The organism is Shewanella sp. N2AIL (assembly GCF_022690845.1).
Lineage (GTDB): Bacteria > Pseudomonadota > Gammaproteobacteria > Enterobacterales > Shewanellaceae > Shewanella > Shewanella baltica.
The window spans coordinates 38,803-62,120 of sequence record NZ_JALBYT010000022.1; the positions used below are offsets into that span (position 1 = coordinate 38,803).

A 23,318-nucleotide genomic window follows, 5' to 3' on the forward strand; every position below is an offset into this window, starting at 1 on the left:
AAGTGATTGAACTGAAAGTCGTTTTATTCAATTTATCTATTTAATTTTTGGCTGAGCAAGGCTTCAATTCGTTTTAGGCTTGCTGCCATCTCGACTACGTTTTGTAATAACGCATCATCAGGTTGTACAGATGGACTCGCTGGATGTGGGCGCTGAGTAAGACGCTCTTTTTGTTCTAATACGCGGGTTCTAAATTGAGGCGCATTAACTATGCCGACTAAGCTTATCAAGGCACCTGCGCCCGATTGCCCTGCGGTTTTTACCGTGAGTTTATGCAGACCAAATAGGCGCATAATTGGGCCTTGGATCAATGCCATATCGGTAATTTTGTCCAAAGGCACTGTATTTTCGGTACGAGTTAATATTCCGCGGCGCACAATCAACTTATTACTGGTGAGCTCGGCACTCATATTACGAATATAGCGGCGAGTTCCCCACAGCCCGATTGGAAACCAAAGCAATAACAAGGGAATGCCGACTATGCTGAGGCTGAAATAGGCGGCCCCTGAAAGCAACCAATACAAACCTAGATTGGACTCAAACTCTGCTTGATGAATGATCTTGTCTTCCATGTTTCTTCCTTAAATTCTGATATTCAAGTACAACTCGCTCTTGAGTTGGCTGCTTTACTGGGCATTTCCTATCTTGGAGCATCGCTTCGGTGAAATACATTGTTTTAATATATTAGGATGTAATTTTATAGCGATTGTTTGAGTTTTATTTGGTGCAGTCTCAGTGTATCTTCGGGACTTAGCTTACCTACAATCACTAAAAGGACGTTGCAATGATCACTTTATATGGCACACCGCGCAGTCGCGCATTACGAGTTGCTTGGGTGTTGGAAGAGTTGGGGGTTGATTGGGATTTTTCCTTTGTGGATATGACTAAAGGTGAGCATCGCAGCGCGGCATTTTTAGCGATAAATCCCTGTGGTAAAGTGCCTGTGCTAACGGATGCTGAGCTAGTGTTATCCGAATCTGCAGCGATTTGCCTTTATCTCGCAGAAAAGTATGGCGAGGGTAAGTTGTTGCCACCAGTGGGGAGTAACGCTTCGGGTTTGCACCATCAATGGGTCAGCTTCATCATTACTGAGCTTGAGCAGCCGCTTTGGACTTTGGGTAAACATAAGTTTGCCTTGCCTGAGGCGCAGCGTCATCCGCAGATCATGCCTTGTGCGGTATGGGAGTTTGATAAGGCGGCGGCATTGGCCGAAGCCATGTTGCCTGAGAGTGATTTCTTGCTCGGTGATGACGTTTCAGTGGCGGATATTTTACTGGCCCATACCTTGATATGGGGCACATTGTTCGAACAAGCCATTCCACCTAAACTCGCCGCTTATCGCGATAGGTTGTCTGCGCTGCCGTCGCGTCAATCGGCTTTGCAGAAGATGGATGCTGTGGTGGCCGCTAAGGGTTAATCATTCTAAGTCACTGATTATCTGAAAATCATTATGAGAATATGAAAAGGGCAGATAGTGATATCTGCCCTTACTGTTAATGCGAGTACTAAGCTTCTGGATTTGCACGCTTATAGCTGAGTTGCGGCCCATTTAGCACGGCTTTCGCGGCTTTCGCTCATTTTGGTCGGTTCACGGAAGGCTTTGTAGGCCTCCACGTCCAGCGCCACTAGGCTGACGTCGACTTCTAGGACCAGTTTGCACTCTTTCTTGATGCGCCAAGCTGCGGTGTTGTACAGCTCAGTAAAAGGCAATGAACTTAAAAATTCGGGGTTGTATTGAGTGTAAGTGGCTTGAGTGGGGTACACCACAAAAGCTAAATGACGCTTAGGTTCTTTTTTAAATAGTTCTTCGATACCATCGCAGGTGTTGAGCACTTGCATCTCAATGATGTCATCAATATCAAGCAGTTTCTTTTGCGCCAGCTCAGGTGCCGCTTGTTCGCCACTTTCCCAGGCTAATACATCGGTTTCGCTATGGTTAGTTAGCGTGCCAACTTGAGCCGCACTTAAGCTCAATGATTGGCGTAAGTAGCTCATTTCGATGGCATTCAAGCCAATGTTTTTAGACATAATCGTGTTCTCAATGCAATAAAAGTAAAATTAGTATTTAATCTTTAGCCAGATTTCTTCAACCCATTCCCAGAACGACTCCCAATAGATATCGGTAAAACCGCCGTTTTTCCAGAAATGCACTTGGCCATCTTGGTCGATACAGTAAAAAGCATCGCCCTGCTGACAAATGGCAATCATGTCCCTTGGCATGCCGATAGACCAAGCATAACAAGTGACCTCAGGCAGATAGGTGTGTGAGTAAGGATCCGATGCAGTTACTGGCTCTATCGTGCCGTAAATCACATCACTGGCATACAGCAGGTATTCTTTTAGCTCCCGTGGTAATGAAATCAGGATTTGCTCTTCAACTTCGACGAGCTGCTCAAATGTGGGTAATTCGAGTGGTACAGGAACAGTTTCGCTGCGTTCTTGGAGTTGCTCAATGATGTCGTGCATGGCGTTTCCTGCTGATAGGGCTATGGCGCGGGATTATATACTTAAATGGCACTTTGATGCGAGAGAGTGCTTTTTTCAGCTTATTTTTAATATGGTTTTTCAGGCGCTGTAAAATATAAAAAAAAGCGCTGGCACCTTTGCAGGAGACCAGCGCAACAGTGGAAGCGGTTGTGGGTTAAGCGACTGAGACTCTTAATAAACTGGCTTCATCGACTCGCTTATAGTTAAGCCATGCTTTGTGGTACAGCTTGTGTGATTCTTGGCGTAATTGGGCAATCTGTGCCAGCTCAAACTCACTGAGTGATCTTTGCTGTTTACGGGCATTGGCTTCAATCGTCTGCACTTTTTCATATACCTTGTGCTCTGGGCCGTTTTTAATATCGGCGATATCCTGCAAGTGTAATTGCACCTCGGCAATCATGCCCGATTGGGGTAAACGTACCAGCAAGTTGAGATCGCGATAGCCAGATGCTTTGGGCTCAGCAAAGCGGTTTTTCTGTTTCACCACTTGGGTCTGTTCGTTCAAGGCTTGGTAAGCCTGCATCAGATCTTGAATGCTGTCGGTCACGATACTTGCCCTTGCCAGGTCGGTAATTTGGCTGGCGTCACCGTTAAATTTTGTCGCCACTTTATCTGCAGCTCTTTGATAACTCTTCACCGGAGGAATAATCACTTGCGTCTGTGAACGATGGGCAATTCGGGTAAGCAACTGAGCCAGCTCAGCCTGAGCATCATAGGCTTGGTGATGGAGAACGGATAAGTCATTCGAGGTTTGACGAGGCGCATCAAAGGTCTGACTGCTGAGTGCGTATAGACCTTGTAGATCGTGGCTTTGTGCCTGTCTTGCACTGTAATTACCACGTTCTGTTTTTGTGTCACTGACGTCGAGAGAATTTGCTACACCAGCGCGGCTCGATAATAAGAGTAGAAAAATAAAAAAGGTACGAAATAACTTAGTCATGCGGCCTACTTCCTTATGGGTGAGTTGTACAGGTCACCCATCCACCATAGGCTTCTTTTGCTTAATTAAAGCTGAATCAATCATTAAGACTTGTTCATCTTGCGCATGGGTTCACATTCATCACTCAGGATTGAGGAGTTTAGCCAAAAAAAATGGCGCCACCTGTGACAGTGAGCGCCATTGTTGTTGCTCAGCTTATGCAGCCGAGCGGCGATTTAAATCTGGCTTACCAAATTTTTACGCGTTTTTCTGGTGCGATATACATAGCATCACCGGGTTTCACATCATATGTGGTGTAGAACTCAGGCATGTTAGATAGGGCACCCAGAGCGCGGAATTCCGCAGGTGAGTGTGGATCGGTCGCAACGCGGTTACGCATCGCTTCTTCTTTGGCCTTCGCGCGCCAAATTTGAGTGAAACCGATGAAGAAACGTTGATCGCCCGTTAAGCCATCGATGACCGGTGCTTCTTGACCATTGAGTGATTTCTTATAGGCGCGGTATGCGATAGTCACACCTGATAAGTCACCAATGTTCTCACCTAGCGTTAAACCACCGTTGACGTGCAAATCGTCAAACACAAAGTAACCGTCGTATTGTGCAATCAGCGCTTGGCCGCGGGCAGAGAACTCTTTCAAGTCTTGCTCAGTCCACCAGTCACGCATGTTGCCTTCGCCATCGAACTTAGCACCTTGGTCGTCGAAACCATGGCCCATTTCGTGACCGATAACGGCACCAATACCACCGTAGTTGACTGCATCGTCAGCCGCCAAATTGAAGAATGGTGGTTGCAGAATTGCTGCAGGGAAGACGATTTCATTCATGGTTGGGTTGTAGTAAGCATTAACCGTTTGTGGGGTCATGTGCCATTCGTCTTTGTCGATTGGCGCGCCCAGTTTGGCTAATGACTTAGCATGTTCAACTTCGCTGGCACGAATAGCGTTACCGATTAAGTCGTCAGCCTTGATGCTCAGCTTGCTGTAATCTTCCCACTTATTCGGATAACCGATTTTCGGGTTGAATTTGGCTAACTTATCCGCCGCAGCCACTTTAGTGCTGTCGCTCATCCAGGTTAAATCTTTGATGCTGTCGCCGTAAGCGCCCCGAAGATTTTCCACCAGTGCCTGCATACGGTCTTTGGCTTCAGGCGTGAAGTGACGTTTAACGTACACTTTGCCGACAACTTCACCCAGCATGCCGTTAACAGAGGCGACGCCACGCTTCCAACGCGGTTCTTGCTCTTCTTGACCGTTTAAGGTTTTAGAGAAGAAATCGAAGTTTTCGTTGTCCAGCGCTTCACTCAAATAGTTCGCCGCATGCGTTAGCACTTGCCATTGCATGTAGGTTTTCCAAGTGGCTAAATCGGTCGTTTTTAAAACCTCGTTCAGACCTTGGATATAGCTAGGCTGGTTAATGATGATGTCGGTTTGCTTGTCTGCGCCAAGCGCTGTTAAGTAGACAGTCCAATCGATATCCGGTGCCAGTGTTGGCAGATCTTTCACTTGATATAGATTGTAGGTTTTAGTGCTGTCGCGGTTTTCAACCACATCCCAATGCTTAGAGGCAATCGCTGTTTCTAGGGCAAGGATAGAATCAGCGCTGGCTTTAGGATTAGCAAGACCAGCAAGAGTAAACATCTTTTCGATGTGAGCGACATACGCTTTACGGATATTAACGAAGCGTTCTGACTCGTTAAAATAGTAGTCTTTTTCTGGCAGGCTTAGGCCATATTGATAGAGATGAGTCGCGTAACGGCTAGAGTTTTTCGCATCGATATCGATATAAAATGCCATAGGCGTACCCGCACCAGCGATTTGGCTGTGGGCGAAGTACTTCACTAATTCATTCTTATCTTTTAAGGCATTAATGGCATCGAACTCACCTTGGATTGGTGTCACGCCCAGTTTGTTGAGTGTGTCAGTATCCATAAATGAGCGATATAAGTCGGCTACTTTTTGCTCGTCTGTACCAACGGCGAGATTTGGCGTTGCTGCCACTTCTTCGATAATAGCTTTTACGTCGTCACGTGATTTTTCACGTAAATCGTAGAAAGCGCCAATGCTAGTACGATCGGCTGGGATCTCAGTGTTTTTCAGCCAAGTGCCGTTAACATATTTGTAGAAATCGTCTTGTGGGCGAATCGCTTTATCAAAATTAGCGAATTCAATACCAGAACCCAGTACTTGAGTTACAGCAACTGCGGTGGCTGTTTTAGCGGTTTCAGGTGTTTTAACGTCGGCTGGCTTGTCATTACAGGCAGTCAGGCCTGCGATAAGTGAGGCACACAGTCCCCCAATGAGTACTTTTCTCATGTCGTTTCCTTCGAGTTTATTATTGTGCCCATTATTGGGGCTGTTATTTTTTGCAAAATGGGATTGCTTCAGGCGCAATGAACTATGTTAATGCCTTACTAGGAATCTAAACAAGGTCATTACAGTTTTTATCGCGGATTTATCTTGAGTCATATGTAACTAAAGGTTACCAGTTACAGTCTTAAGCTCATTAGCGGCAAAGTTACCGTATGCAAGCCTTTTCAGGTAAGCGAGCACTTAGCTTTCTCTTTTTTACCCGCGATTAAATTAGCTGCCGGATCGGCTTTGCGGGGTTACCTGCGACCACGGTTTTGGCGGCTACATTTTTTGTAACTACGGCGCCAGCGCCTATGATGGCGTCATCACCAATAATGACGCCTGGCATTATGATAGCGCCGCCACCAATCCATACCCGTTTACCGACCCTAATTGCTTTAGCGGTTTCTAAACCTGAGCAACGCAGCTCGGCATCGAGTGGGTGACTCGAGGTATAAAACTGTGCATTGGGGCCGACCATAGTCTGCTCACCAATAGAAATAGGCGCATTATCCTGCAAGGTGACATTCACATTGATAAACACTTTGTCAGCAAGGGATAGGTTGGCGCCATAACTGATAAAAATCGGCGTGGATATCGTTGCGGCTGGTGATTTATGGGGAATGAGCTGCTGACAGAGTTGGCTGTACTCTGGGGTATCTTGGTCAATTATTTGATTTAATTGTCGATTCAGCCGTTGCTGCTGAGCTCGTAAACTTAATAGTTCGCTGGCAAGGCAATCATATTCTTGGCCTGTGATCATCTTTTGGAATTCAGTCATGTCATCTTTCCCTAGGGTGACTGTCGTTAATGCGTAAGGGCTAAACAGAAACACATCGCGTGCTGAGCAGCAATTCTTTGCCCTTTGAAGTGGTCGGCCTCATAATATGGCAGTTTTCTTTATTGAAGTTGAGTATTAACGTGCGTTTAGACAAATTTATCTGTGAGAGTACCCCACTGACTCGCTCATTAGCGAAAAAAGCCCTGCATCGCGGTGACATTACTTGCGATGGCATAATCGTCAAAGACTCGGGCTTTAAAGTGACTGAAGGTATGCGTGTTTGTCTCGAGGGCGAGCCTATTGCCTTAGTGGGCGTACGTTATTTAATGCTCAACAAGCCAGTCGATACGATTTGTTCAACGATTGATGAAACCTATCCATCGGTATTGAGCTTAGTGGATGTGCCCAAGCCTGAAACCTTGCACATTGCTGGTCGTTTAGATGCCGATACCACAGGGCTAGTGCTGATCACGACCGACGGCCAGTGGTCGCATAAAATCACCTCACCTAAGAAAGAATGCGGTAAACGCTATTTAGTGCAACTCGCCGATCCTGTGGATGCCGGCTTGATTGCAATATTTGCCGCTGGCGTTGAATTACGCGGTGAAGATGGCTTAACTAAGCCTGCATTGCTGGAGATTATTGAGCCGCAATTAGTGCGACTCACCATCACTGAAGGTAAGTACCATCAAGTGAAACGTATGTTCGCTGCTGTGGGCAACCACGTGCAAGGGTTACACCGTGAAAGTGTGGGCCAAATTGAATTAGATCCCGCCTTAGCGCTGGGTGAATGGCGTTATTTGACTGCCGAAGAAATAGCATCAGTCTAACTCAAGGAATCTACAGAAATGCCGCCCGAGTTTGACTCGTGGCGGCATTTTTATTGGCGCGATAAAATCTGACTGATTACTGCTTCTTTAAAACCAAATCACCGCTGATAGTGTTCATTTTTACACTGGCAGCTCCCGAACCGGTTTGGAATGACAGCTCGGCGCGTGGCACGTATTTCTGCTTTTTAGGTTCATCTTGGGTTAAGGTATTTTTGATCTTGCCACCTGGGCCGCCGTCTAAGTCAAAGCTGGCATCCGGCATATCGGCAAAAGTCACTATGATATCGCCACTCACACTTTCTAAATTGGCTCTGTTGAAGTTTTTCGCCAGTGACACTTTTGAGTCACCGCTGACGGTTCTGAGTACGATTTCCTTAGCTAGGCTCAAGTTAGCATTCACTTCGCCAGAAACTTGTTCAACCGTGACTTTTTCGGCCTGAGTATGACTTTTTAAGTCACCACTTACGAGGCGATAGTTCATTTCCCCTTTACTGTCCGAGTCTTGAATCGTGCCTGATACTGTCTCTAATTTCACTTTACCATCGAGCGCTTGAGTGATGATGTCGCCTGAGACTGTGTGCAACTCAGGTTTACCACTAAGGTTGTTAGCTTTGATATCGCCACTGACGGTATTCAAATCGAGTTCACCTTGGGCTTCGGCGACTTGCAGATTTGCTGAAATAGTATCTGCACTGAGTTTTACTGTCTTTGGCACTTTAATGGTGAGCTGCGAGCCTTTGTCATTACTGCCATTGTAGTGGCGGGGCATTTTGTCTTCGATATTAAGACTGTTTCCCTGTTGCTCGAACACAAAGCCTTCGCTCAATTCATCGAGTGTACCTGTGACACTGACTTCACTCTTATCCCAGGTTTGAATCGTTACATCGCCGCGCTGGACTTTGATCTGCAGTTGGGTGTCGCTGCTAATATTAAGTTGTTTATCAACACTTTGCGCTGCGAACACATTGCCCATCAAACCTAAATAGAGTGTCGAAACCAATAGACTGGCTTTAGTGAGATTGAGGTTACTCATAGGGTGTTTCCTTGTGTCGAGTTTCTAATGGGTAGTTTTTGGCCCTGTTGCAATAGGTCGAGCTCACGTTGCTGCACCCAAAGCCAGAGTTGCCAAAGTTGTTTATCGGTTGGATTTGCTTGTAAAGCTTGGTAAATCTGGGTTGCCGCGCGTCTTAGTTCCGCCAAACCTTGCTCAACGGGCGCGCTGAAACTGCTGGTCTGCCAAGCTAGCGCATTCGTTGTCTGCTCTAGGTTATCCACTTGCGCTTGGTGCGATGCCGCGATTTGGGTTAACAGTAACTGTAAGGCCGCATCCCCTTGTTGCTCTGGCATAGCTGAGTTTTGGGCAAGCTCTGTCTGCTGTGTGGTTAATTGATTGAAATAAGGCAATTGGCTATATCCCAATGCCACTAGCATGATAAAGGAGGCTGCTATCACCCACTGTCGGCCGTTCTGGGATTGGCGTGTTTGGGAAACCAGCGGTTTGTCCATACGCTTTTCAATGCCTTGCCACAGATCATGGGTGGGCGGCATTGCGTTGGGAGCGCTATTGATCAGTTGCTCAAGCTGTTGTTCACGGGAAAGCGGCGTTAACGTCATTACAGCATCTCCTGTAGTAGTTGCTTAGCTCTATGGTATTGGGTCTTGCTAGTGCCGACGGCAATGCCAAGCAAGTCAGCGATTTCATCGTGTTGATAACCTTCGATGGCGCAGAGTACGAACACCATGCGTGCCCGCTGCGGCAGTTTGAAAATCAACTTATCTAATCCGCTATAACTTTCATCTGAACTCATAGGTTCAGTCTCATTTTCCAGCGGGATAAATCGTGCCCAGAATGATTGTTGTTTACGAATACTGCTCAAGGCTTGATTGATACAAATGCTGTGTAACCAAGTGGAAAACTGACTCTCACCTCGAAATTGCGGCAACTTCTGCCACACTAAAATAAAACACTCTTGGGTAATGTCTTCCGCCATGGTTTTATGGCCGCAAAGGCGCAGTGATATGGCATAGATACGTTGGTGATGGCTTTGATACAGCAATTTAAAGGCGGCTCTGTTGCCTTGGCTGGCTAAGGTGACCAGTTCAAAGTCAGACATTGCGCTATTGAGTGGGAGTATCCCTGCCGTCACTGTCATTCCCTGCCATAATTATTAAGTGTTGTCGTTTTGACGCACTGAATGCTGCAAAAGGTTTGGAACTGTAAAAAATATATTTTATTAAGATTCATTATCCAGCGTAACATTTTTGTAATCTGTAGTAGAATTCGCCCGAAAATATACAGTTAAACTAATGAAGTTATTCATTTTATACCAATTGGTGCTGTGGTGTTTATATCGGCATTGAGACGGTATGTTTAACAAAGTTAACACGCATTACTTTGAAAAATATGTCGGCATCATCTTGATGAACTAAGCTAAAAATAATGAGGTGCTTTCGGTATGAGAGCTTAAATCCACAAATTGTCAGAGTATTTGATATGAACTTTTCATGTATTGCTACACTTGCGCTGTTAAAGGCTTAATTTGCAGCTATCTTTTTAAGATAGATTATTTATTCGGGGACTTTCTATGCTAATCCGCTCAAAGTTGTTACTCAGCGCAGCTGTGTCTATCTCGGCATTAGTTGCCATGTTTGGATTACAACTCCATTCAAATTCGGTTAAGTCTGAGCTCTCCCATGCCGTTCAAAATGTGCTTGAGTTAGAGCGCGATGTCTTAATTCTGCGTAAAAACGAAAAGGATTTCTTCGCGCGTAAGGATTTAAAATATGCCGAGCTACATAAGCAAAGCCACATGGCAATCGACAGTATTGTCCCAGAATTAGAGAAAGTCTTTAAAGAATACGGTGTGTCCAAGGCATCGCTTGAAAGTTTTGATAGTAATTTAAATCAGTATCAAGCTGCTTTTTCTGAAGTGGTGCAGCTACAGCAGGAAATTGGCTTAACGCCTAAAACAGGTTTGTACGGCACATTGCGTACGGCGGTGCATAATGTTGAAACGCTGCTGAAGCAATACAATCAGCTCGAACTCGAAGTGGCTATGCTGCAACTGAGACGTAACGAAAAAGATTTTATGCTGCGTCGAGAGCTAAGTTATGTTGAAACCTTCGATGCCAACATTGGCAAGTTTAATGACAAGCTACGTTCATCGAGCTTAGATGCCGATACCCAAAATAAAATTGCAGAGCTTATTACTCAGTATCAGAAAGATTTTAAAAGCTTAACCAATAAAGAGCAGCAACTCGGTTTAACCGAGAAAGATGGCACTATGGCGCGTCTTGTCGCTGCCAACCTACAAATTGAAAGTAGCGCGAATGACTTACATAACCTAGCGCTTAAGGCGATTGATGATGCTGAGAGCAGCAGCGTTAATGTCGGTATTGCGGTGTTTATCTTTATCGCGTTGCTGTTATCTATCATTACCTATTTGATTATCCGCAGTATTATTGCGCCGGTTGAGCGTATCACGCAGATCATTTCTCGCATCGAAGTGAGTAAAGATCTGACCTTGAGATGCGATGCATCAACGCAAGACGAACTTGGCGAAATTGCGCAGCATTTCAATAGTATGGTGACTAGCTTCCAGCAATTGATTGAACAAGTGATAGAGTCGGTCGCGACGATTAACACTTCCTGTAAGCGCGTATCTGAAAATGCCATGCTTGCCTCTGAAGGCGTGGGCCAACAGCTCAATGAGACCGATATGGTTGCAACGGCGATAACAGAAATGGGCGCAACCATTGACGAAATTGCTAAAACAACTGAGTTAGCGGCGTTAAAAGCGGGTAAGACGCATGATAATGCGCAAAGCGGTCAATTAGAAGTTGAGCAAACTATCCATAAAATTCAGTCGCTTGCTGAGCAGCTCAATAGTTCTGCTGCGGTCATCGGTGAATTGGAGCGTGACAGTGAGACTATTGGTAGTGTGTTAGATGTGATCCGCGGCATTGCTGAGCAAACTAACCTTTTAGCCTTGAATGCCGCGATTGAAGCGGCACGTGCAGGTGAACAGGGCCGTGGTTTTGCAGTGGTTGCCGATGAAGTGCGTAACTTAGCGATGCGGACACAATCGTCAACACAAGAGATTGCGAACATTATTCAGACCTTACAGACGCGTACTCGCTCGATTGTGCAATTGATGGAATCGAGTCAAAAACAAGGTGTTGAGAGTGCGGAGCAAGCGGCGAGTGCTGGTGCCTTACTTAAGCTTATCAATACAGATGTGCGTAACATCATGGATATGAGTACTCAAATTGCTGCGGCGATTGAAGAGCAAAGCATGGTGGCGGCCGAAGTGAATAAGAACGTGGTGGTGATCCGCGATATCGCCGAAGAATCCTCCCATGCGGCAGATGCCAATGCGTCGGCATCGGATGAGCTGAAAGCGCAGGCTGAATTCTTATTCCGTGCGGTCAGTAATTTTAAAATCTAATATTTAAAAGCCAACTCTAATCTAATGAGCAGAAGCTAGCTTAGAAAATACACTAACAAAAACGCACTCCGAGGAGTGCGTTTTTATGTCTGAGTGATTAGCTCTGCAAGCTTAGTGATTCGTTAAAACAGCACACTGTGCATTGGAACCACTCAGATTAGTCAGAACGTTCAGTGACTATAATGATTGACAGAACTATTAGTGACGGAACATGGCAGAGATAGACTCTTCGTTGCTTACGCGACGAATTGCCTCAGCCAGTACCGCAGACATAGTTAACTGAGTCACTTTAGCCACTTTCAACATTTCTGGGCTTAAAGGAACAGTGTCAGTCACAATCACTTCATCAATCACTGAGTTAGCGATATTTTCAGCCGCTTTGCCAGAGAACACTGGGTGAGTTGCGTAAGCAAATACGCGGTTCGCACCATGTTCTTTTAAGGCTTCAGCCGCTTTACACAGAGTGCCGCCTGTGTCGATCATATCGTCAACGATAATGCAGTCACGACCTTGAACATCACCAATGATGTGCATAACTTGAGCAACGTTCGCTTGTGGGCGACGTTTATCAATGATCGCTAAATCAGAATCATCCAACAGTTTTGCTACTGCGCGAGCGCGAACAACACCACCGATGTCTGGAGAAACAACGACTGGATTATCTAAGTTCTTCGCTAACATATCTTCTAGCAGCACTGGGCTACCGAATACGTTATCAACAGGAACGTCGAAGAAACCTTGGATTTGCTCAGCGTGCAGGTCACAGGTCAGAACGCGGTCAACACCCACGCTAGACAGGAAATCGGCAACGACTTTTGCAGTAATCGGTACACGGGCGCTACGAACGCGACGGTCTTGACGAGCATAACCAAAGTAAGGAATAACGGCTGTGATACGGCCAGCAGATGCACGGCGCAGCGCGTCAACCATCACGATGAGTTCCATCAGGTTGTCGTTTGTCGGCGCGCAAGTGGATTGGATGATGAACACATCGGCACCACGTACATTTTCGTTAATTTGGACACTGATTTCACCATCGCTGAAACGACCAACCACTGCGTCTCCGAGTTTGCAAAATAGACGATCGGCTATCTTTTTAGCGAGACTGGGGGTGGCGTTCCCAGCAAAGAGCTTGATGTCGGGCACTGTATGAACCTCAGGCGTTTGCTTTATATTTTAGTGGCTAGAGTAACGACGATATAGGGACGGGAGGAACCCGAGGCGTTATCGTTAAGTGGTTACTCTAGAAGAAAGTAGTTTAAGGGTGACTGAGTCGCGTGATGAGCGGCGAAAGATTCATCCCTTGTGCAACAAATCCTTGCATTTCAGACGGTAATTTCGCCAAGGCTGCGAGAGCTTGTTGCTGTTGTGTGAATTCCCCGAACACGCATGCGCCTGTTCCTGTCATTCTCGACGGCGCATATTCTAGCAGCCAGCCTAATGCCTTGGCAACTTGAGGGTATTTAGAAACGACTAGTTTTTGACAATCATTTGCCCAAGGTTGGCTCATTAAGGTATCTATGGCCAGTTTCGGGGTATCACGCGGTAAAAGTGGATCTTGGAATACGTCGGCGGTGGAAACATGGGCATCGGGTGCTATGACTAAGTACCAAGGCTCACTCGGATTTACTGCTTGTAAGCGTTCACCCACACCTTCGGCAAAAGCGGCGAAACCATGAATAAAAACAGGAATATCGGCACCCAATTTAAGGCCGATTTTAGCCAATTCTTCGGTCGATAATTGGGTATGCCATAACTTGTTCAATGCCACTAATGTGGTCGCAGCATCGGACGAGCCGCCGCCTAAACCGCCGCCCATGGGCAGCCGTTTATCCAGCCAGATCTCAGCGCCACCGTTAAAGCCCGTGGTTTGTTGTAATGATTTTGCGGCTCGCAGAATTAAGTTATCGCTGTCAGCGACAACGCCCGACATATTGGAGTGCAAAATCAGTTCAGGGGTTTCAGTGACCTTAAAATCGAGCATGTCGCAGCAATCAATAAACTGAAATAAAGTTTGCAGTTCGTGGTAACCGTCGGCGCGGCGGCCATTAATGTGTAAAAACAAGTTGAGCTTGGCTGGCGCAGGCCAATTGCGGGAAATTGCAGCGGGCATGTTAAGGTTGTTCTCCTACTAAGATCGCGGGCTTGCCAAGAGCTTGCCATTGATTCAGTTGTAGTTTGAGTTGTAAATCGCCACGTTCAAGCTTTAATTGATGGGGCACACTGGCGCCGCTCTGGGGTTGCCAACTTAAAAATACGACCTGCCAAGGTGGCGGGGTTTGAGTATTGGTTAGCTGCTTGGGTTTGCCTTGGCTATCGCGTGCGATGACCTGATCATTGGGGCCAACTTGGCCTGTGATCCACAAAGGTAAATCGGCCAAGGGGATGGACCAACCGCTGACTCGCTCGAGTAAACGCTGGGCATTATCGTCGCGAAAATCTTTGCCATCGATATGCAAATGGGCCGAGTTCGGGGTTGAGTTAAGCGTCAACACAGTCGTACCCAGCATAGTGGTGAGTGTCAGTTCGTCACGATCTTCACTGTGGCGCCAGTAGATATTAGCGCTGAGCTTATCGTCAGGAGTTTTTATCGCCAGTTTACCCTGTAATTCCCAAGCGGTTGCTTGGCGCGCATCGGTGACTGTGATTGGGCTTAAGTCAGTCATCGGCGGCAAGGTTTCACACCCCGCCAGCAAAAGTAGGGCGCTTAAGGTAAAACAAGAGAAAATGGTTTTTGTGAGGCGCTTCAAATTATTCATCTATGACTGATATACCAAAGTCCTTATGATACGAGGGCTTGGAAAGAATACCAATGCCAAACGTAAAATTTCCATCGGCGGTCACTTAGATTTGTTCCTTCGGGGCAAATCCTGCCTTACCTATCATTGATAGAAAATTTAGGTAAGAAGTTAGACCTTTATTCGGTTTTGTTAAGCGTATTCTGTTTTTAGTTGGGCCGATTCAGTAGAATGCCCTTATTAAGAGAGTCGCCAAGAATCTAGAAAGAGTCAGATGAGCCTTGTAGCAATCGGTATTAACCATAAAACAGCCACGGTAGACCTGCGCGAGAAAGTTGCCTTCTCTCCGGACAAAATTCATGACGCTATGAAAAGTCTGGCCAGTCGTACACGCTCGGGTGAAGCCGTTATTGTCTCGACCTGTAATCGCACTGAGTTGTATTGCAACAACGGCGATGAGGCCGACATTATTGCGTGGCTTGAAGAATATCACGGCCTTGATCATAAGGACGTCGCGCCTTGTCTCTATAATTATCACGGTCAGGATGCCGTCAGGCATTTGATGCGTGTGGCCTCTGGGCTCGATTCGTTGATCTTGGGTGAGCCGCAAATTCTCGGCCAAGTAAAACAAGCATTCGTTAAGGCCAAAGAGGCTGGTACGGTTGCGCTAACCATAGATAGACTCTTTCAAAATACCTTTTCTGTCGCCAAAAAAGTCCGTACCGATACTGAAATCGGCGCCGCCGCAGTGTCTGTGGCATTTGCCGCGGTTAGCATGGCGAAACATATTTTCTCGTCGATATCGACCACGAAAGTGCTGTTGATTGGCGCGGGTGAAACCATAGAGTTGGTTGCTAAGCATCTTAAAGACAACGGCGTGGCGTCTATGGTCGTAGCAAACCGGACGTTAGAGCGCGCCCAAGGCATGTGTGAGGAGTTTGGCGCAACAGCAATTACACTGGCACAGATACCAGATTATCTCCCAAAAGCCGATATCGTGATATCCTCTACCGCCAGCCCTCTGCCTATCCTAGGTAAAGGCATGGTCGAAAAAGCGCTAAAGCAGCGTCGCCATCAACCTATGTTATTGGTTGATATAGCAGTTCCCCGGGATATTGAGCCGGAAGTCGCCGATTTGGATGACGCGTTTCTGTATACAGTGGACGACCTGCATAGCATTATTGAACAGAATATGGCTTCTCGAAAAGAAGCCGCCGAGCAAGCTGAAGTAATTACTGAAGAACAATCTTTCCTATTTATGGATTGGATCCGTTCTTTAGAGTCGGTCGACAGTATTCGCGAGTATCGCAGCCAGAGCATGGCGGTAAAAGATGAGTTAGTGGAACGCGCCCTGAATAAATTAGCCCAGGGCTCAGACACTGAGCAGGTATTGATTGAACTAGCCAATCGCCTGACCAATAAACTTATCCACGCACCGACACAGGCCCTCACGGCAGCGAGTCGTCAGGGCGATTTGAATACTCTCGGTCAGTTAAGATCAGCGCTTGGATTAGATAAAAACTAAGGTTAGCGAGTTAAATGAAGGAATCCGTTATCCGCAAGCTGGAAGGCTTGCTCGAGCGCAATGAAGAAGTCATGGCTTTGCTGGGTGATGCTAGCGTCATTTCTGATCAAGACAGGTTTCGCGCGTTATCGAAAGAATATGCCCAGTTAGAAGACGTTGTTGCTGGCTTTAAAGCCTATCAGCAAGCGCAGGTCGATCTCGATTCTGCCAAAGAAATGCTGGAAGAAGACGATGCTGAAATGCGTGAAATGGCGCAGGAAGAGATGAAAGCCGCTAAGGCCAAACTCGAGCATCTTGAAGATGAACTGCAAATTCTATTACTGCCAAAAGATCCCGACGACGATAAAAACGCCTTCGTTGAGATCCGTGCTGGCGCTGGCGGCGATGAAGCGGCGATTTTTGCCGGTGACTTATTCCGCATGTACAGCCGTTATGCCGAAGCAAATCGCTGGCAGATCGAAATCATGAGCTGTAACGAAGGCGAACATGGTGGCTTCAAAGAAGTGATCATGAAGGTCAGCGGCGACGGCGTATACGGCAAACTTAAGTTTGAGTCCGGCGGTCACCGCGTACAACGTGTACCTGAAACCGAATCTCAAGGCCGTGTGCATACTTCAGCGGTTACTGTGGTTGTATTACATGAAGTGCCTGAAGCCGAAGCGATTTCAATTAACCCAGCCGATCTGAAAGTAGATACTTTCCGTTCATCGGGCGCGGGTGGTCAGCACGTTAACAAAACCGATTCTGCCATTCGTATTACCCACATTCCAACGGGGATCGTGGTGGAATGCCAAGATCAACGCTCGCAACACAAGAACCGTGCCCAAGCCATGAGTGTACTGGCCGCACGTATTCAAGCTCTTGAAGACGAAAAACGCCGCAGCGCCGAAGAATCGACCCGTCGTAGTCTGGTTGCCAGTGGCGATCGCTCCGAACGTGTGCGTACTTATAACTTCCCGCAGGGCCGCGTGAGCGAACACCGCATCAACTTGACCTTATATCGCTTGAACGAAGTGATGGAAGGCGATCTCGATGCTATTTTATTGCCTCTGATGCAAGAGCATCAAGCCGATCAGTTAGCCGCACTGGCTGACGAGCAGGGGTAGTTTTGTCAGATCAATCTAGCATAGCCGAAGCCCTGCAATGGGCTTATGTGCAGTTAGCATCAACCTCTGAATCCGCTCATCTGGATGCAGAGGTTTTGTTGTTATATTGCCTCAATAAAAGTCGCAGCTATTTATACACTTGGCCTGAAAAATCCCTGACGGTTGAGCAGTGGAAACGCTTCCAGCAAATGGTGCAGAAACGCCAAAAGGGCGTGCCTGTGGCACATATTGTCGGTGAGCGCGAATTTTGGTCGCTGCCTTTTATCGTCAACGACACGACTTTGATCCCGCGTCCCGACACGGAAATTTTAGTCGAAACCGCCTTGAACATGCCGCTTTCTACCTATGCCAAAGTGCTCGACTTAGGAACAGGCACTGGGGCCATTGCGCTGGCGTTAGCGTCTGAGCGTGAGTCTTGGCAAATCACGGCGGTCGATAAAGTCGATGATGCCGTGGCTTTGGCTATCGCGAACCGTGAGAACTTAAAGCTGCCGCAGGTCGATATTCTTCAAAGTGATTGGTTTAGCGCGGTAAAGTCGCGTGACTTTGACTTAATCGTCTCAAATCCGCCTTATATTGATGAGACTGACGAACACTTGCATCAAGGTGATGTGCGTTTCGAGCCCCAAAGCGCGTTAACCGCCGCCGAGGAAGGCTTTGCCGATCTGTATTATATTGCCAACACTGCCCGAGATTACTTAAAGCCTAACGGCTATATCCTGCTCGAGCATGGCTTCGAACAGGCGGTAAGACTCAGAGCTAAGCTTATCGAACTGGGCTATGAAAATGTCGCCACAGTGCGAGACTTTGGCAGCAATGACAGATGTACTATGGGTAAATGGGCTGAATAACGCGCTGCTTTAAGTGAAGATATTTACCCAGTTATGCCGATTTAACGAACGCCATTGGTTATTGCCAATGGCGTTTTTGTTCTCTAAACAGTCACCTTAAGCAGATGTTAAGCTGACGATCGCAAGCCTTAAACATCACAACACTTTCACCATAAAGAATTTACTGCCGGTTTCTGGGTAGGCTTGTTGTATCCATTGCACGCGATAGCCGTGGCGCTCATAAAAGGGCTTAGCTTGGAAATCTAAGGTATCGAGTAGGGCAAATTGGCAGCCGCGCGCTTTTGCTTGGCTTTCTGCTTCTAATAGCAAGCGCGTGCCGATTTTTTGGTGTCTTAGGGCGTCATCGACCCACAGATACTCGATTAACAACCAATAGCCGAAGGTTTTGCCGCTTATGCCTGCTAACAGTTTACCTTCGGCGTCTTGTAATTTGAGGCCGAGATTCTTACGGCTAAGCCCTTGCCATTGGGCTTGGTTAAACTCGACGATTTTTTGTTTTACGGCATCGGCGAACTCAGTTGATTCATCGTTAATTAAGCTTAAATTCATCGTCACTTCTCGTTTGATTTTTTATGATGTTAGCTCTGGCTATCTAGGCTGATAGGCATTGGTATGCCGTCACGGATTAGGGTAAACTAGCGCCTTTGTCACTGGCCATAAGTATCGTAATGGAAACTTTTTACAGTCTATATCCTGCGGTTAAACATCTGCATTTTACCTTTATCGCGTTAAGCGTGTTGCTGCTTACCGTGCGCTTTGTTCTGCATCTGCGCCAATCGGCTTTGATGGAGAAGAAACTGCTCAAGATAGCGCCCCATGTTATCGACACTTTCTTACTGCTGTCGGGCTTAACCCTGTGTTTTATGATCCAGCAATTTCCTTTTGTCGATCCTTGGATGACTGAAAAAATCGGTGCTGTGGTTGCCTATATTGTACTTGGCGCGATTGCCATAAAGGCGAACAGAAACAAGTTGTTCAAAGTGTTTGCTTACTTAGGCGCGATAGGCTGGTTGGTTTATGCTGCTAAATTGGCTCATTTTAAACAAGCGGTATTATTGGGTTAATGGGTAACTACACTCTGCAAGATGGCATTTCATTGCCCGAGTCGGCATTGGATGTAGGTGCGCACCTTGGATTTTCTAAACTAGAAGCCGCTAAATGGGCTTGGTTTGAAATGGCGGGAGCCGTATTAAGTCATTACTTGGTTGACCAACAACAGCGTTTTAATGCGCTGTTGCATTGGTTTTACGAGGATTTAGGCTTTTGTGTCCGCGATAACTACTTTAGTACTGAGGCGGCGGATTTAGGCACTTGCTTAATTAGCCGCCAAGGGAATAGCACTACGCTGGCAACTGTCTTGATGTTACTGGCAAAGCAGTTAGATCTTGAGCTTGAACCGATATTGCTACCCGGCAATACGGTGCTGCGTTGCAAGATTGCCGGTGAAGTGAGTTATCTGGACCCTTTGACGGGCAAGGAGCTCAGCCGTCACCAGTTGCATGTGTTAGTGCGCGGCGAGTTAGGCAATGCGGCCGAGCTTAAGGCGAGTTATTTAAAACCTGCAACGGTGAAAAAACTGCTGACGCGTATGCTGCATGAGCTAAAAGCCGGTTGCATTGTGTCGCATCAATTTGAGGCGGCGATGGAATGTTGCAGTCTGCTGTTGCAATGGCATAGCGATGATGTGCACCTTAATCGTGAGCGAGCCTTTATCGCGCAGCAGCTGGGTTGTATTAATGTGGCTGCTGCTGATTTGCAGCATTTTGTCGATAACAGCCCCCACGATCCCGTGATCGAAATCGTGAAGATGCAGCTCAAAGAATTAAACGAGCATGCCGAGATTTACCATTAAAGCAGAGCCTTTCGGGGCTCTTCTTATTTATCAACTGTTCAATCCAATCAGCAAAAATAATAACACTGGGCAGATGGAAGTTTGACCCAGGGACTTAAAGGTTAAGTCTCTAATAAAAATAAAATAATAACTGTATTAACAGGGAGAAATTAGCATGACAAGCACGGCTTTAGTGACGAACGATGCCACGGCGTTAGGGATACTCGCGACAATTCTAGGTTTTGTATTTTATACCAGTAGCAGTAGTCATCCTTTTTGGCAGAAGTTTTATCGTTTCATTCCCGCCCTTTTATTGTGTTATTTCTTGCCCTCTTTATTGAATACCTTTGGGGTGATCGACGGTAATACCTCACAACTGTATTTTGTGGCGTCACGTTATTTACTGCCAGCGTGTTTAGTCTTATTAATTTTAAGCGTTGATTTAAAAGCTATTTTAAGTTTAGGGCCGAAAGCCTTAATCATGTTTTTAACCGGCACTGTCGGTATCGTCATCGGTGGCCCGATTGCCTTGCTGTTAGTGTCGATCATCGAGCCCTCTTTAATTGGAGTTGATGGTCCTGATGCGGTATGGCGCGGCATGACGACCTTAGCCGGAAGCTGGATTGGTGGCGGCGCAAACCAAGCCGCGATGAAAGAAATCTATGCGGTAGGTGGCAATATTTTCTCTGTGATGGTGACAGTCGATGTGATTGTCGCCAATATCTGGATGGCCGTGTTGCTATTTATGGCCTCAAAGGCAAAAGAAATTGATGCCAGAACGGGGGCCGATACCTCAGCAATTGAAGCGTTAAAAGAAAAAGTTGAAAAGTATCACGCTGAAAATGCACGCATTCCTAATCTGCGCGATCTTATGCTGATTGTCGCCGTTGGCTTTGGTATCACAGGTATTGCCCATATGGCCGCCGATTTCCTTGGACCATTTTTTGAAGCGAACTACCCTTGGACCGAAGATTACAGCTTAACCTCTAAGTTCTTCTGGTTAGTGGTGATCGTCACTACCATTGGTTTGGCTATGTCCTTCAGCCCTGTGCGCCATTTAGAGGCGGCGGGGGCATCAAAAGTGGCGTCGGCTTTCCTTTACATCTTAGTGGCGACGATTGGTCTGCACATGGATGTGAGTAAAGTGCTCGATACGCCTTTGTACTTTTTAGTGGGCATTATTTGGATGTTAGTGCACGCAGGCTTTATGTTATTGGTGGCTAAGTTGATTAAAGCGCCGCTGTTTTACATGGCTGTGGGTAGCCAAGCGAACGTCGGCGGTGCAGCATCTGCCCCTGTCGTTGCTGCGGCATTCCACCCCGCTTTAGCGCCTGTTGGCGTGCTGTTAGCCGTATTTGGTTATGCGTTAGGGACTTACATGGCGTGGCTCTGTGGTCAACTTTTACAGGTAGTTGCGACATAGCGGCCTTAGCCCTATATTCAGTTCATCGCTGGGAAAGGTTCCAGCATTTTAGAGAGAAGTTGCGATGAGTAATAAAATCATAAACCTAGGTTCAATCGAGATTGCTAACGATAAACCTTTCGTGTTGTTTGGTGGCATGAACGTGCTTGAGTCTCGCGATCTTGCTATGTCGATTGCTGAAACCTACGCCGAAGTGACCCAAAAACTGGGTATTCCTTATGTGTTTAAGGCGTCCTTTGATAAGGCGAATCGCTCTTCAATCAACTCTTACCGCGGCCCAGGCATGGAAGAAGGTTTGAAGATTTTTGAAGAAATCAAAAAGACCTTTAACTTACCTTTGATCACTGACGTGCATGAAGTGCACCAGTGTGCGCCTGTTGCTGAAGTGGTTGATATCATTCAGTTGCCAGCATTCTTAGCCCGCCAGACAGATCTGGTTGTCGCTATGGCAAAAACCGGCGCTATCATCAACGTGAAGAAGCCACAGTTTTTAGCGCCGCACGAAATGCGCCACATCATCACTAAGTTTAACGAAGCGGGTAATGACGAGATCATCCTGTGTGAACGTGGTTCAAGCTTTGGTTATAACAACTTAGTCGTTGATATGTTGGGCATGGATGAGATGAAGCAATCTGGCTACCCAGTGATTTTCGATGCGACCCATGCACTGCAACGCCCTGGTGGTCGTGCCGATTCTGCTGGCGGACGTCGTGCACAGGCGACCGAATTAGCGCGCAGCGGTATGGCGCTAGGTTTAGCGGGTCTATTCATTGAAGCCCATCCCGATCCAGATAACGCTAAGTGCGACGGCCCATGTGCATTGCCTTTGCATCAGTTAGAAAATTATCTTAAGCAAATGAAAGCGATTGACGATTTGGTTAAATCCTTCGAGCCAATCGATACCAGCAAGTAATCGCAAGCTAAGACTTAATGAATTAGTGACTAAATCTCAAAGCCCCGACTCGTTCGGGGCTTTGTTTTTCAGCAGAAACAATTAGACTGCCATCACCCCATGGCTATCTGAAACATTAATGTTTTATGATGAGGTTTGCCTTGCTCTCGTCTTTATTGCCGACTCATTCTTTACGGAATACCTTCATGTGGATCTTATTAACTTTGCTGGCGGCATTTATGCAGGCTTGGCGTAATGCATTTCAAAGCCAGCTGAGTAAAGAGGTGAGTGTCGCGGGCGTTACCTTAGCGCGTTTTATTTGGGCAGGGCCCATTGCCGCCGTGTATCTGGCGGGTTTATATCTTTGGCAGGATGTCGGTATCCCCGATTTTAGCGGCCGTTTTATCGATTTTATTTTAGGTGCATCGGCGATGCAAATCCTAGCAACAGGCTTGATGGTAAAACTGTTCAAGCAACAGAACTTTGCCATTGGGGCAGGGCTAGCAAAAAGCGAAGCTGTCGTTGCGGCGATATTAGGCACAGTGTTTTTTGGGACGCACTTATCGCCATTAGGTTGGTCAGGTGTATTGCTAGGTGGTGTGGCAATTTTTTTGATGAGTGCCAAACAAGGCCTTCGCAGTCTGTCGCTCAATACGGTATTGATTGGTTTAGCCTGTGGAACTTCGTTTGCGCTGACATCGCTTTGGGTGCGGGAGGCGAGTTTGTGTTTGAATATCGGCTTCCCCCATAGCGCCGCTTGGGTGCTGTTATTCGTGATTAGTCTACAGACCTTAGTGTTAGTCAATTATCTGTTACTTAAGGATAAATCCACACTGGCAGCGTTATGGCAGCGACCTAAGCTAACCTTACTCACCAGTACAGCCAGTTGTTTAGGTTCTATCGGCTGGTTTAGTGCTATGTCGCTGCAGGCTGTGCCTTATGTTAAAACCTTAGGCCAAGTTGAAGTCTTCTTTATGATCTTGATTGCCACCTTTTGGCTGAAGGAAAAAGTGAAGATAAAAGATATGCTTGGATTAGTGCTTATCGCTATCGCCGCTATTATGGTGATGTGGGAATAGTTTCAAACTCATTGATCTCATTCTGATTTTTTATACTAGA

24 protein-coding genes are annotated in these 23,318 nt (G+C 46.7%); 11 read left to right on the top strand and 13 right to left on the bottom strand.

What is annotated here, in order from left to right; all coding sequences use genetic code 11:
- Positions 1–32: 32 nt before the first annotated feature.
- Positions 33–572, bottom strand: a complete 540-nt coding sequence (locus MO387_RS13750) for a PH domain-containing protein (RefSeq protein ID WP_107949115.1) — start codon at positions 570–572, stop codon at positions 33–35.
- A gap of 212 nt (positions 573–784) precedes the next feature.
- Here MO387_RS13750 and MO387_RS13755 point away from each other — a divergent pair, with 212 nt between their 5' ends.
- On the top strand, positions 785–1,417 hold the full coding sequence (locus MO387_RS13755; RefSeq protein ID WP_107949113.1) for a glutathione S-transferase family protein: 633 nt from the start codon (positions 785–787) through the stop codon (positions 1,415–1,417).
- Between the two features lie 110 nt (positions 1,418–1,527).
- On the opposite strand, the gene MO387_RS13760 is transcribed toward MO387_RS13755, so the two are convergent.
- The 5 genes from MO387_RS13760 to MO387_RS13780 form a co-directional block, all read right to left on the bottom strand.
- A complete protein-coding gene (locus tag MO387_RS13760) occupies positions 1,528–2,028 on the bottom strand; it encodes a DUF4447 family protein (protein WP_107949110.1) in 501 nt (166 codons plus the stop codon).
- Between the two features lie 30 nt (positions 2,029–2,058).
- On the bottom strand, positions 2,059–2,466 hold the full coding sequence (locus tag MO387_RS13765; protein WP_011845817.1) for an SMI1/KNR4 family protein: 408 nt from the start codon (positions 2,464–2,466) through the stop codon (positions 2,059–2,061).
- A 175-nt stretch (positions 2,467–2,641) separates the two neighbouring features.
- The gene (locus MO387_RS13770) at positions 2,642–3,427 is read right to left on the bottom strand and encodes a RelA/SpoT domain-containing protein (protein WP_107949108.1); all 786 of its coding nucleotides are present in this window, start codon (positions 3,425–3,427) and stop codon (positions 2,642–2,644) included.
- Positions 3,428–3,653: 226 nt separating this feature from the next.
- Complete coding sequence (locus tag MO387_RS13775; protein ID WP_107949106.1) at positions 3,654–5,738, bottom strand: M13-type metalloendopeptidase; 2,085 nt, start codon at positions 5,736–5,738, stop codon at positions 3,654–3,656.
- A 262-nt stretch (positions 5,739–6,000) separates the two neighbouring features.
- Entirely contained in the window at positions 6,001–6,555 is a 555-nt protein-coding gene (locus MO387_RS13780) for a sugar O-acetyltransferase (protein WP_107949104.1), read from the bottom strand.
- A gap of 77 nt (positions 6,556–6,632) precedes the next feature.
- On the opposite strand from MO387_RS13780, the gene rsuA reads away from it, so the two are divergent.
- The gene (rsuA, locus tag MO387_RS13785) at positions 6,633–7,385 is read left to right on the top strand and encodes a 16S rRNA pseudouridine(516) synthase RsuA (RefSeq protein WP_199908826.1); all 753 of its coding nucleotides are present in this window, start codon (positions 6,633–6,635) and stop codon (positions 7,383–7,385) included.
- Positions 7,386–7,461: 76 nt separating this feature from the next.
- Here rsuA and MO387_RS13790 read toward each other — a convergent pair whose 3' ends face one another.
- The 3 genes from MO387_RS13790 to MO387_RS13800 are packed head-to-tail and all read right to left on the bottom strand — an operon-like array spanning position 7,462 to position 9,532.
- Positions 7,462–8,418 carry a DUF4097 family beta strand repeat-containing protein gene (locus MO387_RS13790; RefSeq protein ID WP_107949101.1) on the bottom strand — a complete coding sequence of 319 codons (957 nt, stop codon included), beginning with the start codon at positions 8,416–8,418 and terminating at the stop codon, positions 7,462–7,464.
- Positions 8,415–8,999: an anti-sigma factor gene (locus MO387_RS13795; RefSeq protein WP_107949099.1), complete on the bottom strand. Its 585-nt coding sequence runs from the start codon at positions 8,997–8,999 to the stop codon at positions 8,415–8,417. The genes MO387_RS13790 and MO387_RS13795 overlap by 4 nt, the downstream gene beginning before the upstream one ends.
- Entirely contained in the window at positions 8,999–9,532 is a 534-nt protein-coding gene (locus MO387_RS13800; RefSeq protein WP_107950325.1) for an RNA polymerase sigma factor, read from the bottom strand. Before MO387_RS13800 ends, MO387_RS13795 begins: the two co-directional genes overlap by 1 nt.
- 438 nt (positions 9,533–9,970) lie before the next feature.
- Between MO387_RS13800 and MO387_RS13805 the strand changes: the two genes are divergently transcribed.
- Positions 9,971–11,833, top strand: a complete 1,863-nt coding sequence (locus MO387_RS13805; RefSeq protein ID WP_012090156.1) for a methyl-accepting chemotaxis protein — start codon at positions 9,971–9,973, stop codon at positions 11,831–11,833.
- Between the two features lie 198 nt (positions 11,834–12,031).
- Here MO387_RS13805 and MO387_RS13810 read toward each other — a convergent pair whose 3' ends face one another.
- The 3 genes from MO387_RS13810 to lolB form a co-directional block, all read right to left on the bottom strand.
- Positions 12,032–12,979, bottom strand: a complete 948-nt coding sequence (locus MO387_RS13810) for a ribose-phosphate pyrophosphokinase (RefSeq protein ID WP_006080255.1) — start codon at positions 12,977–12,979, stop codon at positions 12,032–12,034.
- 112 nt (positions 12,980–13,091) lie between these two features.
- Positions 13,092–13,946, bottom strand: a complete 855-nt coding sequence (ispE, locus tag MO387_RS13815) for a 4-(cytidine 5'-diphospho)-2-C-methyl-D-erythritol kinase (protein WP_006080256.1) — start codon at positions 13,944–13,946, stop codon at positions 13,092–13,094.
- Position 13,947: 1 nt separating this feature from the next.
- Positions 13,948–14,592: a lipoprotein insertase outer membrane protein LolB gene (gene lolB, locus MO387_RS13820; protein ID WP_107949097.1), complete on the bottom strand. Its 645-nt coding sequence runs from the start codon at positions 14,590–14,592 to the stop codon at positions 13,948–13,950.
- Between the two features lie 253 nt (positions 14,593–14,845).
- On the opposite strand from lolB, the gene hemA reads away from it, so the two are divergent.
- The 3 genes from hemA to prmC are packed head-to-tail and all read left to right on the top strand — an operon-like array spanning position 14,846 to position 18,053.
- On the top strand, positions 14,846–16,096 hold the full coding sequence (gene hemA / locus MO387_RS13825) for a glutamyl-tRNA reductase (protein ID WP_006084077.1): 1,251 nt from the start codon (positions 14,846–14,848) through the stop codon (positions 16,094–16,096).
- Between the two features lie 14 nt (positions 16,097–16,110).
- Positions 16,111–17,202: a peptide chain release factor 1 gene (gene prfA, locus MO387_RS13830; protein ID WP_011845827.1), complete on the top strand. Its 1,092-nt coding sequence runs from the start codon at positions 16,111–16,113 to the stop codon at positions 17,200–17,202.
- 2 nt (positions 17,203–17,204) lie between these two features.
- The gene (prmC, locus tag MO387_RS13835; RefSeq protein ID WP_006080260.1) at positions 17,205–18,053 is read left to right on the top strand and encodes a peptide chain release factor N(5)-glutamine methyltransferase; all 849 of its coding nucleotides are present in this window, start codon (positions 17,205–17,207) and stop codon (positions 18,051–18,053) included.
- A 135-nt stretch (positions 18,054–18,188) separates the two neighbouring features.
- Here prmC and MO387_RS13840 read toward each other — a convergent pair whose 3' ends face one another.
- Positions 18,189–18,602 (bottom strand): GNAT family N-acetyltransferase, encoded by a 414-nt coding sequence (locus MO387_RS13840; protein ID WP_107949095.1) that lies wholly within the window; start codon positions 18,600–18,602, stop codon positions 18,189–18,191.
- 119 nt (positions 18,603–18,721) lie between these two features.
- Between MO387_RS13840 and MO387_RS13845 the strand changes: the two genes are divergently transcribed.
- The 5 genes from MO387_RS13845 (at position 18,722) to MO387_RS13865 (ending at position 23,278) form a co-directional block, all read left to right on the top strand.
- Entirely contained in the window at positions 18,722–19,117 is a 396-nt protein-coding gene (locus tag MO387_RS13845; protein WP_006080263.1) for a SirB2 family protein, read from the top strand.
- Entirely contained in the window at positions 19,117–19,905 is a 789-nt protein-coding gene (locus MO387_RS13850; RefSeq protein ID WP_006080264.1) for a tetratricopeptide repeat protein, read from the top strand. Before MO387_RS13845 ends, MO387_RS13850 begins: the two co-directional genes overlap by 1 nt.
- A gap of 154 nt (positions 19,906–20,059) precedes the next feature.
- Positions 20,060–21,307, top strand: a complete 1,248-nt coding sequence (locus MO387_RS13855) for a DUF819 family protein (protein WP_107949093.1) — start codon at positions 20,060–20,062, stop codon at positions 21,305–21,307.
- A 64-nt stretch (positions 21,308–21,371) separates the two neighbouring features.
- Positions 21,372–22,220 (top strand): 3-deoxy-8-phosphooctulonate synthase, encoded by an 849-nt coding sequence (gene kdsA, locus MO387_RS13860; RefSeq protein WP_006080266.1) that lies wholly within the window; start codon positions 21,372–21,374, stop codon positions 22,218–22,220.
- A gap of 185 nt (positions 22,221–22,405) precedes the next feature.
- Positions 22,406–23,278 carry a DMT family transporter gene (locus MO387_RS13865; protein WP_107949091.1) on the top strand — a complete coding sequence of 291 codons (873 nt, stop codon included), beginning with the start codon at positions 22,406–22,408 and terminating at the stop codon, positions 23,276–23,278.
- Positions 23,279–23,318: the final 40 nt, after the last annotated feature.

Bases quoted from the DNA above. Each gene is read 5' to 3' on its own strand.
- MO387_RS13790 (WP_107949101.1), bottom strand. From the start codon at position 8,418: ATGAGTAACCTCAATCTCACTAAAGCCAGTCTATTGGTTTCGACACTC.
- hemA (WP_006084077.1), top strand. From the start codon at position 14,846: ATGAGCCTTGTAGCAATCGGTATTAACCATAAAACAGCCACGGTAGAC.
- MO387_RS13805 (WP_012090156.1), top strand. From the start codon at position 9,971: ATGCTAATCCGCTCAAAGTTGTTACTCAGCGCAGCTGTGTCTATCTCG.
- MO387_RS13765 (WP_011845817.1), bottom strand. From the start codon at position 2,466: ATGCACGACATCATTGAGCAACTCCAAGAACGCAGCGAAACTGTTCCT.
- MO387_RS13770 (WP_107949108.1), bottom strand. From the start codon at position 3,427: ATGACTAAGTTATTTCGTACCTTTTTTATTTTTCTACTCTTATTATCG.
- MO387_RS13750 (WP_107949115.1), bottom strand. From the start codon at position 572: ATGGAAGACAAGATCATTCATCAAGCAGAGTTTGAGTCCAATCTAGGT.
- ispE (WP_006080256.1), bottom strand. From the start codon at position 13,946: ATGCCCGCTGCAATTTCCCGCAATTGGCCTGCGCCAGCCAAGCTCAAC.
- MO387_RS13845 (WP_006080263.1), top strand. From the start codon at position 18,722: ATGGAAACTTTTTACAGTCTATATCCTGCGGTTAAACATCTGCATTTT.
- MO387_RS13850 (WP_006080264.1), top strand. From the start codon at position 19,117: ATGGGTAACTACACTCTGCAAGATGGCATTTCATTGCCCGAGTCGGCA.
- MO387_RS13780 (WP_107949104.1), bottom strand. From the start codon at position 6,555: ATGACTGAATTCCAAAAGATGATCACAGGCCAAGAATATGATTGCCTT.
- MO387_RS13865 (WP_107949091.1), top strand. From the start codon at position 22,406: ATGTGGATCTTATTAACTTTGCTGGCGGCATTTATGCAGGCTTGGCGT.
- MO387_RS13855 (WP_107949093.1), top strand. From the start codon at position 20,060: ATGACAAGCACGGCTTTAGTGACGAACGATGCCACGGCGTTAGGGATA.
- kdsA (WP_006080266.1), top strand. From the start codon at position 21,372: ATGAGTAATAAAATCATAAACCTAGGTTCAATCGAGATTGCTAACGAT.
- MO387_RS13840 (WP_107949095.1), bottom strand. From the start codon at position 18,602: ATGAATTTAAGCTTAATTAACGATGAATCAACTGAGTTCGCCGATGCC.
- MO387_RS13775 (WP_107949106.1), bottom strand. From the start codon at position 5,738: ATGAGAAAAGTACTCATTGGGGGACTGTGTGCCTCACTTATCGCAGGC.
- MO387_RS13795 (WP_107949099.1), bottom strand. From the start codon at position 8,999: ATGACGTTAACGCCGCTTTCCCGTGAACAACAGCTTGAGCAACTGATC.
- MO387_RS13760 (WP_107949110.1), bottom strand. From the start codon at position 2,028: ATGTCTAAAAACATTGGCTTGAATGCCATCGAAATGAGCTACTTACGC.
- lolB (WP_107949097.1), bottom strand. From the start codon at position 14,592: ATGAATAATTTGAAGCGCCTCACAAAAACCATTTTCTCTTGTTTTACC.
- MO387_RS13755 (WP_107949113.1), top strand. From the start codon at position 785: ATGATCACTTTATATGGCACACCGCGCAGTCGCGCATTACGAGTTGCT.
- prfA (WP_011845827.1), top strand. From the start codon at position 16,111: ATGAAGGAATCCGTTATCCGCAAGCTGGAAGGCTTGCTCGAGCGCAAT.